General features: G+C 70.5%; 12 protein-coding genes. 2 read left to right on the top strand and 10 right to left on the bottom strand.

Translation table 11 applies throughout. The features are described from left to right. Positions 1-61: 61 nt before the first annotated feature. Together CCR87_RS09300 and CCR87_RS09295 are read left to right on the top strand one after the other, a co-directional pair. Positions 62-679, top strand: coding sequence for a WHG domain-containing protein (locus CCR87_RS09300; protein WP_201157247.1), 618 nt, complete (start codon positions 62-64; stop codon positions 677-679). 128 nt (positions 680-807) lie between these two features. Beyond that, complete coding sequence (locus CCR87_RS09295; RefSeq protein WP_201157246.1) at positions 808-1182, top strand: DUF2852 domain-containing protein; 375 nt, start codon at positions 808-810, stop codon at positions 1180-1182. A gap of 6 nt (positions 1183-1188) precedes the next feature. On the opposite strand, the gene CCR87_RS09290 is transcribed toward CCR87_RS09295, so the two are convergent. The 10 genes from CCR87_RS09290 to coxB form a co-directional block, all read right to left on the bottom strand. Continuing rightward, the gene (locus CCR87_RS09290) at positions 1189-2709 is read right to left on the bottom strand and encodes an FAD-binding oxidoreductase (RefSeq protein WP_420850161.1); all 1521 of its coding nucleotides are present in this window, start codon (positions 2707-2709) and stop codon (positions 1189-1191) included. Then, positions 2643-3227 (bottom strand): GNAT family N-acetyltransferase, encoded by a 585-nt coding sequence (locus CCR87_RS09285; protein ID WP_201157245.1) that lies wholly within the window; start codon positions 3225-3227, stop codon positions 2643-2645. The genes CCR87_RS09290 and CCR87_RS09285 overlap by 67 nt, the downstream gene beginning before the upstream one ends. Continuing rightward, complete coding sequence (locus CCR87_RS09280; RefSeq protein ID WP_201157250.1) at positions 3227-4489, bottom strand: insulinase family protein; 1263 nt, start codon at positions 4487-4489, stop codon at positions 3227-3229. Before CCR87_RS09280 ends, CCR87_RS09285 begins: the two co-directional genes overlap by 1 nt. Positions 4490-4512: 23 nt before the next feature. Further along, positions 4513-5901 (bottom strand): threonine synthase, encoded by a 1389-nt coding sequence (thrC, locus tag CCR87_RS09275; RefSeq protein WP_201157244.1) that lies wholly within the window; start codon positions 5899-5901, stop codon positions 4513-4515. Next, the gene (locus tag CCR87_RS09270) at positions 5901-6602 is read right to left on the bottom strand and encodes an SURF1 family protein (protein ID WP_201157249.1); all 702 of its coding nucleotides are present in this window, start codon (positions 6600-6602) and stop codon (positions 5901-5903) included. The genes thrC and CCR87_RS09270 overlap by 1 nt, the downstream gene beginning before the upstream one ends. A gap of 104 nt (positions 6603-6706) precedes the next feature. Then, positions 6707-7513, bottom strand: coding sequence for a cytochrome c oxidase subunit 3 (locus CCR87_RS09265; RefSeq protein WP_201157243.1), 807 nt, complete (start codon positions 7511-7513; stop codon positions 6707-6709). A gap of 20 nt (positions 7514-7533) precedes the next feature. Further along, entirely contained in the window at positions 7534-8097 is a 564-nt protein-coding gene (locus tag CCR87_RS09260) for a cytochrome c oxidase assembly protein (RefSeq protein ID WP_201157248.1), read from the bottom strand. 23 nt (positions 8098-8120) lie between these two features. Continuing rightward, positions 8121-8324 (bottom strand): hypothetical protein, encoded by a 204-nt coding sequence (locus tag CCR87_RS09255; protein ID WP_201157242.1) that lies wholly within the window; start codon positions 8322-8324, stop codon positions 8121-8123. 1 nt (position 8325) lies between these two features. Beyond that, positions 8326-9276 (bottom strand): heme o synthase, encoded by a 951-nt coding sequence (gene cyoE, locus CCR87_RS09250; RefSeq protein WP_201157241.1) that lies wholly within the window; start codon positions 9274-9276, stop codon positions 8326-8328. 60 nt (positions 9277-9336) lie between these two features. Beyond that, positions 9337-10203 (bottom strand): cytochrome c oxidase subunit II, encoded by an 867-nt coding sequence (gene coxB / locus CCR87_RS09245; protein ID WP_201157240.1) that lies wholly within the window; start codon positions 10201-10203, stop codon positions 9337-9339. Between the last annotated feature and the right edge of the window lie 202 nt (positions 10204-10405).

Below are 10405 nucleotides of genomic sequence, written 5' to 3'. Positions count from 1 at the left end.
GTTCGGGCTACGTCCGCGACGGGTGCGCGGCGGGGCGCGACAAGGCAGGGGGCGGCCCGAAGTGTCCAAGCGCGGCTATCACCACGGCAACCTGCGCGCCGCGCTGATCGAGGCGACGCTGGACCTGATCGCCGAGGCCGGCCCCCAGGGCTTCACCCTGGCCCACGCCGCCAAGCGCGCGGGGGTGTCCCCGGCCGCGCCCTATCGCCATTTCGCGGGGCGCGAGGATCTTCTGGCCGCCGTCGCGCTGGAGGGATTCGCGCTGTTCGCCGACCTGCTGGAGCACGCCTGGGACGACGGCCGCCCCACGCCGCTGCGCGGGCTGGAGGCGGTGGGGCGGGCGTACCTGGCCTTCGCGCGCCGCCACGCGGGCCACTACATGGCGATGTTCGAGGCCGGCGTGCCCCCCGGCGCCACGCCCGAACTGGCCGCCGAGGCCGAGCGCGCCCGCGCCGTCCTGCTGCGCGCGGCCGAGGCGCTGTCGGCCCGCCTGCCGCCGGGCCGCCGCCCCCCGCCGTCGATGTTCGCCGCCCACATCTGGGCGCTCAGCCACGGGGTGGTGGAGCTGTTCGCCCGCGGTCGCCCCGGCGCGCGCACGCCCTTCGACCCCGAGGCGCTGCTGGAATCCGGCGTCGGCATCTATCTGCGCGGGCTTGGCCTGATCGGCCCCGAGGACTGATCCGACGCTGGCGCCGTGCGCTTTGCGCCCCTGCCACACTTGACAGGCGGGCGCGGTTTCCCCACCTATGTAAATGTAAGTTACATTCACACTGGCCCCGACCGGGCCACACAAGCGGAGAGACCTTCATGACCGCTATCACGACCTGGCCCTCCCGGGCCGAGATGTGGCTCGACGATCACGGCCGGGGCGCGTGGATCGCGGCCATGGTTCTGGGCTTCATCTTCTTCTGGCCGGCCGGGCTGGCCATCCTGTTCTACATGATCTGGGGAAAGAAGATGTTCGGCACGAAATCCATCGCCCGCACCGGGTTGCACGGCACCAGCGGCAACAGCGCCTTCGACGCCTACAAGGCCGACACGCTGAAGCGGCTGGAGGACGAACAGCAGGCCTTCGACGACTTCCTGCGCCGCCTGCGCGAGGCCAAGGACAAGACCGAGTTCGACGCCTTCATGGACGAACGCGCGCGGCGCCGCCGCGAAGATGCCTCGGGCCGGGATTGACCGCCCTTACCCCGGCGCGCGCAACACCGCGCCGGGGTTCATGATGCCCGCCGGGTCGAGGGCCGCGCGAATCGCCCGCATCGCCTCCAGCGCCGTGGGGTCGCCGTAGCGCTCCAGATCGCCCACCTTGAACCGGCCCACGCCATGTTCGGCCGCGACCGATCCCCCCAGCCCGTCCACCAGATCATGGACGCAGGTCTTGATCGCTCCGCGCTGGTGTTCGTGGGCGTCCCGGCTGCCGCCCTCGGGGGGGAACACGTTGTAGTGCAGGTTGCCGTCGCCCAGATGGCCAAAGCAGTTGATCCGGAACTCCCCGATCCGCGCCAGCGCCTGCCCGGCGCGGTCCAGGAACTCCGCGATTTCCGACAACGGCAGCGAAATGTCGTGGCTGGAGACCGCCCCGATGCGGCGGTTGGCCTCGGGGATCGATTCGCGCAGGGTCCAGAACTCGGCGCGCTGGGCTTCGGACTGGGCCACGACGCCGTCGCTGACCAGCCCGGCCTCGGCGCCCTCGACGAACAGCGCCTCCAGCGCGGCGGCGGGGTCCATCGCTCCCGGCAGGCCGAGGTCCACCAGAACCATCCACGCGGGCGGGCGCGCAAAGGGCTGGCGGACCTCGGGCATGGTCCGGGCCAGGAACTCCGGCCCCGTCCGCCCGATCAGCTCGAACGCCGAGACCCCCTCGCCCAGCCGCGCCTGCGCCAGCGCCAGCAGCGCCAGCGCCGCGGCTGGGCTCTCGACCACCAGCATCGCGGCGCCGGTGCGCGCGGGGATCGGGTGCAGCCGCAGGCTGGCGGCGGTGATGATCCCCAGCGTGCCCTCGGCGCCGATCAGCAGGTCCTTGAGGTCATAGCCCGCGTTGTCCTTGCGCAGCCGCTTCAGGCCATGCAGCACGCGGCCGTCGGGCAGCACCGCCTCCAGGCCGAGGCATAGATCGCGCGCGTTGCCATAGCGCAGCACGTTCACCCCGCCCGCGTTGGTCGCCAGGATGCCGCCGATCCGCGCCGTTCCCTCGGACGCGATGGACAGCCCGAACATCCGGCCTGCGTCGCGCGCGGTGGCCTGCACCTCGGCCAGGGTCAGCCCGGCCTCGGCGATCAGCACGCCTTCGTCGGGGTGGACGGCGCGCACCGCGCGCATCCGCTCCAGCGACAGGATCACCGGCGCGGGGCCAGGGGCGGCGATCTGCCCGCCCACCAGCCCGGTGCCGCCGCCCCAGGGAACGATGCCCACGCGGGCGTCAGCGCAGGCGCGCACGACGCACGCCACCTCCTCGACGGTGCGCGGCAGGGCCAGGACGCCGCCATCCGCCCGCCATCGGCCGCGTGGCGCACAGGCCCGACCATGCTGAACCCCGCCGACGCGGCCTTTGTCGAGCGGCTGGCAGCGGGGTTGCCCGCCGACACGCTGCGCCCCGCCGAACCGCGCTATCTGGAGGAGCCGCGCGGCCCATGCGGGGCTCAACCCGCATCGGTGCGCCCGCGCCGGTCGAATCGCAGGTTCGCGTACAGCACATGGTTGCGCCACCGTCCGTTGATCTGAAGATAGCTCTGCGCCACGCCTTCGTACTTGAAGCCCGACCGCTCCAGCAACCCGCGCGACGGCGCGTTTTCCGGCAGGCACGCCGCCTCGATCCGGCTCAGGTCCAGCGGCCCGAAGGCATAGGCCACCACCCCCGCGATCGCCTCGCGCATGTAGCCCTGGCGGGCGTGCGCCGCCCCCACCCAATACCCCAGTGTGCCCGCCTGTGCGGGGCCGCGGCGAATGTTGTCCAGCGTGATCGCCCCCAGCAGCGCCCCGTCCGACACCCGCATGAGGAACAGCGGCAGTGCCGTGCCCTGCTGTTCGGCCCGTGCCGCCCATTGCACCCGGTTGGTGAAGGCGGCGCGCCCGAGGTGATCCTCGGACCACGCGGGCTCCCACGGGATCAGGAAATCGGCACTGTCGCGGCGCAGCTCGGACCAGGCGCGGAAATCGGTGTGCTGCGGCAGGCGCAGCATCATCCGCTCCGTCTCGATCTGCACCTTGCGGCGCAGCCCGAACATCAGGCCGCCAGCCGGGCGCTGAGGGACGCAAGCCCCGGCGCCCGCTGCACCGGGCCGTACAGCGCCAGCGCCGCCTGCCCGCGCCCCGCGATCTGACCGGCGTGGTCGCGCACGGCCTGCATCGTCACCGCCTCGACCTCGGCCACCTGTTCGGCCACGCCGGGCACGCGGTCCCAGATCGAGAGCAGCCGCGCCAGCCGTTCGGCCCGGGCGGACGGGCTTTCCAGCCCCATCAGCATCCCGGCCTTCATCTGCGCGCGGGCGCGGGCGACCTCGGCCTCGGACATGTCATCGGCCGCGCGGCGCAGCTCGTCCACCGTCAGGTGCACCAGCTGGCCGATTTCCTCGGCGCCGGTGCCGGCATAGATCGTCAGCGTGCCGGTGTCGGCATAGGCGGCCCCCTGCGCAAAGATGGTGTAGCACAGCCCGCGTTCCTCGCGCAGTTTCTGGAACAGCCGCGAGGACATGCCGCCCCCCAGCGCGGTCGCGAACACCTGCGCGGTGTGCACGTCGGCGTCGCGGTATCCCGGCGCCTCCAGCGCGAGGGCGAAATGCGCCTGCTCCAGCCGCTTGACCTCGCGCCGCTCGCCGGGGGTGAAGCGCGCGGGCGCCATCGCGGGGGCCGGGGCGGGGGCCAGCGCGCCGAACGCCTCGGCCGCCTGTGCCACGATGGCGTCGTGGTCCACCGCGCCCGCCGCCGACAGGATCAGCCGCGAGGGGCAGTAATGCCGCGCCACGAAGCCGCGCAGATGGTCGCGCCCGAACGCCCCCACCCGCTCGGCCACGCCGAGGATCGAGCGGCCGATGGGCTGGTCGGGATAGGACACCTCCTGCAACCAGTCGAAGATGATGTCGTCGGGGGTGTCCAGCGACTGGCCGATTTCCTGCAGGATGACGCCGCGCTCCACCTCGATCTCTCGGGGGTCGAAGGTGGAATGCAGCACGATGTCCGACAGCAGGTCCAGCGCCAGCGGCACGTCGGCGGCCAGCACGCGGGCGTAATAGGCCGTCATCTCGCGCGAGGTGTAGGCGTTGATGTGCCCGCCGACGTCCTCGATCTCCTCGGCGATGGCCAGGGCGGTGCGGCGGGTGGTGCCCTTGAACGCCATGTGTTCGAGGAAATGCGCGATGCCGTTTTCGGCCGCGTCCTCGTGGCGGGCACCCGCGTCGACCCAGACGCCCACGGCCGCCGAGGCCAGCCCCGGCATCGCCTCGGTGACGATGCGCAGGCCGTTGGGCAGGGTGGTCAGGCGCGGCGTGATCTCGGGCAGGGGGGACAGGCGGGTCATGCCGCGCGCCTTTCACGGACGAAGTCCTGGAGCGTGGCCAGATCGTCCGGCAGGTGGGTGACGCGCTCGGGGCGCTGATACAGGTCGGCCATGTGGGCCGGCAGCGGCGGGCGCACACCCGTCGCCGCGGCCACCGCATCGGGGAATTTCGCCGGATGCGCGGTCGCCAGCGTGACCATCGGCACGGGGCCGAGGAACCCTTCGGCAACATGCACCCCCACCGCCGAGTGCGGGCACAGCAATTCGCCGGTCTCGGCCAGGGTGCGGGTGATGGTGGCGCGGGTCTCGTCCTCGGACGCGCGGCCCGAGGCATAGAGGCCCCGCAGCGCCGTCACCGCGCCCTGCGGCAGGGCAAACCCGCCCTGGGTCTTCAGCTCGTCCATCAGCGCGGTTACCGCCGCGCCGTCCCGCTCCAGCGCGTCGAACAGCGCGCGCTCGAAGTTCGACGACACCTGGATGTCCATCGAGGGGGATATCGAGGGGAGCACCCCGGTCGCGAGGTGTTCCGCCGTCTGCAGCGTGCGATGCAGGATGTCGTTGTGGTTGGTCGCGATCACCAGCCGCCCGATCGGCAGCCCCATCGCCCGCGCGACGGAGCCCGCGTAGATGTCGCCGAAATTGCCCGTGGGCACGGTGAAATCCACCGTCCGGTGCGGTGCCCCCAGCGCCACGGCCGAGGTGAAGTAATACACCACCTGCGCCAGCACCCGCGCCCAGTTGATGGAGTTCACCGCCGTCAGCCCCACCGCGTCGCGAAAGGCGAAGTCGTTGAACATGTCCTTGACCCGCGCCTGGGCCGCGTCGAAATCGCCCGCCAGCGCTACGGCATGGACATTGGCGTCGGTCGCCGTGGTCATCTGACGGCGCTGCACCTCGGACACGCGACCTTCGGGGAACAGGATCACCACGTCGACATTGGGCAGGCCGCGGAACGCCTCGATCGCCGCCGATCCGGTGTCGCCGCTGGTCGCGCCCACGATGGTGATGCGTTGGCCCGAGCGCGCGAGCGCGGTCTGGAACAGCTGCCCGATCAGCTGCATGGCGAAGTCCTTGAACGCCAGCGTGGGCCCGTGGAACAGCTCCAGCAGGAAATGCCCGGGCGCAAGCTGGCGCAGCGGCGCGCGCGCGGGGTGGTTGAAGCCCGCATAGGCCGCCGCCACGGCATCCGCCAGCTCCCCTTCGGTGAAGCTGTCGCCCAGGAACGGACGCATCACCCGCACCGCCGCGTCCTCGTAGCTGACACCGGCCAGCGCGGCGATGTCGGCGCGGTCCATCGGCGGCACCGTTTCGGGGACATACAGCCCCCCGTCGCGCGCCAGCCCCGCCAGCATGGTATCCTCGAAGCCCAGCCGCGGCGCCCGGCCCCGTGTGGAGACGTAGTTCATCAAGGCCCCCTGTGCCCTCCGGCGGTGCCGGATTTCGGCTGCCTCATACGCCACAGAAGGACCATTGTCATTACCACCCAGATCAGCGCCAGGCTGAACCATGTGATGGCGTAATTCAGGTGGTTGTCGGGCACCTGCGCGGTATCCAGCGGCGTGGGCTCGGCGGCGGGTGCGGTCTCGGAGGTGGTGCGCAGCACGATCAGCGCGGGTTCGGTGCCCATCTCGGCGGCCAGCGCGGGCACGTCGCGGGCGTACCACAGGCCGCGCGCGGGTTCGGGGGGCGGGGTGAACAGGTCGACCTCGTCGGGCCAGTGCAGGTTGCCGGTGATGGCGGCGGGCGTGGCCGGGCGGGGTGTGCCGCGCGCGGTGTCTGCCAGGAAACCGCGGTCCACGAGAAGGCGGCGGCCGTCCACCTCGAACACCGCGACCACCAGCCAGCCGGGGCCGACGCCCTTGCGCGAGGCCATCACCAGACGGTCCTCGCCGGTGAACCGCCCCGTGGCGCGCACGGCCAGCCACTGGTCGCGGGTCGGCTCGATGGCGTCGGGCAGCGGTGCGGGATCGGCATGGATCCGCGCCTCCATCTGCGCCAGCAGCCCGGCCTTCCATGTCATCCGCTGCACCTGCCAGGTGCCAAGCCCCAGCAGCAGCGCCAGCCCGAGGACCGCGAAGATGGCGAATGCGATGGCCCGTGTGCCCATCATGCCGTCCTTGATGCAAAAGGGGTGGGGATGCAAAATGGGCGGGGATGAAAAATGGGCGGGGCTCACCCCCGCCCCGCCGGTCCGGTGCCGGACGCAGCCCCTCAGCCCATGCCCCAGATGTAGATCGAGGCGAACAGGAACAACCAGACCACATCGACGAAGTGCCAGTACCAGGCGGCGGCCTCGAAGCCGACATGGCGTTCGGCGGTGAAATGCCCCGCGCGCACCCGGAACCAGCACACCGCAAGGAAGATCGTCCCGATGATGACGTGCACCCCGTGGAAACCCGTGGCCATGAAGAAGTTCGCAAAGAACACGTCGCCGCCAAAGGTCCAGTCGCGCGCCGCCGTCAGGTACCAGTATTCATACGCCTGCAGGAAGGTGAACGCGACGCCCAGCACGATGCCCGCCGCCAGGCCCAGCTCCACGTCCTTGCGCGGCCCGCCATGGGTCAGCGCATGGTGCGCCCAGGTCACCGCGCAGCCCGACAGAAGCAGTATCAGCGTGTTGATCAGCGGCACATGGAACGGGTCGAGCTGATAGAACTGCGGCGGGACATAGGCGGTGCCGGCGTATTCCGACATCGGGTACATCGCGTGCTTGAAGAAGCTCCAGAACCACGCGGCGAAGAACATCACCTCGGAGATGACGAACAGGATGAAGCCATAGCGCAGCCCGATGCGCACGACCGGGGTGTGATCGCCGCCCTCGGCCTCCGAGACGACATCCGCCCACCAGGAGAACATCACATAGAGGATGCCCACGAGGCCGATCAGGAACAGCCACGGCCCCGAGCCGTGCATCCACAGCACCGCCCCGAACAGCATCACGAAGGTGCCGACCCCGGCCATGAACGGCCAGATCGAGGGCGGCAGGACGTGGTAGTCGTGGTTTTTCTCGTGCGCCATGGGCGTCCCCCGGGTTTGCGTCAGTCGGCCGCCGCGCCGCCGAGGGAGGCGTGCTCCTCGGCCGGCATGTCGGCGGGGTGGAAGGTATAGGACAGGGTGATCTGCCGGACGCCGCGCGCCTCGCGGTCACCCACCATGTCGGGATCGACATAGAAGCTGACGGGCATCTGCACGCGCTCGCCCGGTTGCAGCACCTGGTATTCGAAGCAGAAGCAGTGGATCTTCATGAAGTACCGCCCCGCCGCATAGGGCGTGACGTTGTAGGAGGCGACGCCCGCAATGGGTTCGTCGGTGGGGTTGTAGGCCTCGTAGAAGGCAAGCGCGGTCTCGCCGATGCGGACCTCCATCGTGCGCTCCATGGGGCGGAACTCCCACGGGAAGTCGCGCGCCCTGGAGGCGTCGAAGCGGATGCGCACGGTCTGTTCCAGGATGCGGTCGCTGTCGGCGGCGGCGACGCCTGTGGTGCCGCCATAGCCGGTGACCCGGCAGAACAGGTCGTAAAGCGGCACGGCGGCCCAGCCCATGCCGGCCATGAACAGCGCCACGCTGGTGGCCGCCGTCGCGGTGCGCGCGGTGCCCGACATCGCGCGCCAGCGGGTGCGCAGGCTCATGGCTGCCCCTCCTGCTGGCGGGCGCGATCAGCGAGGTCCGGGCGGAAGGAATGGTCGAACGCCTCGATCGTGCCGCCGCGCTGGACCTTGGCGATGGTCAGCCCGAACACCAGCACGATGAACGCCACCAGCGTGAGCGCCACGCCCAGGTTGCGGCCCAGCCGGCGGTGATGGATTTCATGGGCGCGGGTGATGGCCATGTCAGCCTCCGATGATCCAGGGGGTGGGCAGCCAGGGGTTCGCCGCGGCCTGCACCAGCAGGGCCACGAAATGCGCGAACAGATACCACAGCGAGAGGCGGAAGACGCGCTTCTCCACGATGTAGCGGTCGGCCTCGGCCTGCGCTTCGGTGCGGCGGGCGATGGCGATGGCGCCCAGCAGGAACGCCGCGTTCAGCACCACCGCCGCCGCCAGATAGATCGCGCCGCCGACCGAGGTGAAACCCAGCCCCACCGCCACCGGCACCAGCAGCGCGGTATAGATCAGGATATGGCGCCGCGTCGCGGCACGCCCGTGCGTGACCGTCAGCATCGGCACCCGCGCGGTGTGGTAGTCATCCTTGAGAAACAGCGCCAGCGCCCAGAAATGCGGGGGCGTCCACATGAAGATCAGCCCGAACATCAGCAGCGGCTCCAGCGCCAGGCCGCCCGTGACCGCGGCCCAGCCCACCACCGGCGGAAACGCCCCGGCCGCGCCGCCGATGACGATGTTCTGTGGCGTCGCGCGCTTCAGCCACATCGAATAGATCACGGCATAGAAGAAGATGGTGAACGCCAGCAGCCCCGCCGCCACCGCATTGGTCGTCAGCCACAGCATCACCACCGCGATGCCCGACAGCGCCATGCCCAGCCCCAGCGCCTCGCCGGCCTCGACCCGGCCCGAGGGGACCGGACGGCGCATGGTGCGGCGCATCACCGCGTCGATGTCGGCGTCCCACCACATGTTCAGCGCGCCCGAGGCACCCGCGCCAAGGGCGATGAAGATGATCGCTGCCAGCGCCTCGATGGGGTGCAGCGCGCCGGGGGCCAGCAGCAGGCCCACCGCGGCGGTGAACACCACCAGCGACATCACCCGCGGCTTCAGCAGGGCGACATAGTCGCCAAAACCCGCCTCGCCGGTTGCGGTGGCCTCGGGTGCGTTGATGTCCGTCATGGCCGCTTCCCCCCTCCCTGTGGGTGCGGGGTCCGTCCCCCGCCGCGTGCGTGCGCCCCGTTACCGGGCGGCGGCGAGGTCCTGTTCCCTCGGCGTGCCGCCATAGGCGTCGATCGCCCGGTCGAGCCAGGCCTCGTACTCCGCCTCGCTGACAACCTTGACGGTGATCGGCATGTAGGCGTGGTTGACCCCGCACAGCTCCGAACACTGGCCGAAATAGACGCCCTCCTGCTCGGCGCGGAACCACAGCTCGGCCAGCCGTCCGGGGATGCCGTCCTGCTTCACGCCGAAGGACGGGATGGTCCAGCTGTGGATCACGTCGGCGGCGGTGACCTGCACCACCACGTTGGCGTTGACCGGCACCACCATCGCGGTATCGGTGGCCAGCAGGTAGTGCTGATCCTCGTAGCCATGCTCGGTCAGCTGATCGCGGTCCAGCATGAACGACAGGTAGTCGAAGCCGTGGTCGGGGTATTCATAGCCCCAGTGCCACTGGTAGCCGGTCACCTTGATGGTCACGTCGGCGTCGGGGATGGTCTGCTGCTTGAACAGGATCGGCAGCGAGAACGCGCCGATGAACACCAGGATCAGGATCGGAACGACGGTCCAGGTGACCTCCAGCCGGGAATGGTGGGTAAAGGTCGCGGGCACCGGGTTGGCGCGCGCGTTGTAGCGCCAGATCACCCAGCCCAGCAGCCCGACCACCAGCAGCGTGACCAGCGTCAGGATCACCATCAGCGTCCCGTCAAGCCAGACAATGTCACGCGCAAGCTCCGTCACCGGGGTATGAAAGCCCGTGCCCCCCGCGACCGGCGCACCGATCACCGGCAACTCCGGCAACCCGTCATCGAGCGCGCGCGCGCCGCCGGCGGCAAGGGCAAGCGGCAGAGCCGCGATCAGGGCGCGCGTCTGGCGGAGATGTCGCATGGTGGTCCCCCGTGTTCGGTCCTGTGCCGGGCGCTGGCGGGGTGCTGCGGATGACCTCGACAGTATGCCATGGCGTGCCGTTTGAATTGTGAATTCGAGAGACCATATTGAACGGGTCATGGCAAGGGGGGAACCCCCGGCGGGCCCGGCCCGTTGCCGCACCCCCCTTGCAGCCCCGTGTCGTGGGCGCCACACCAAACGC

Source organism: Rhodobaculum claviforme, assembly GCF_016653255.1.
Lineage (GTDB): Bacteria > Pseudomonadota > Alphaproteobacteria > Rhodobacterales > Rhodobacteraceae > Rhodobaculum > Rhodobaculum claviforme.
Note: the sequence above shows the minus strand (reverse complement) of the source record. Positions and strands in the feature narration are given on the sequence as shown.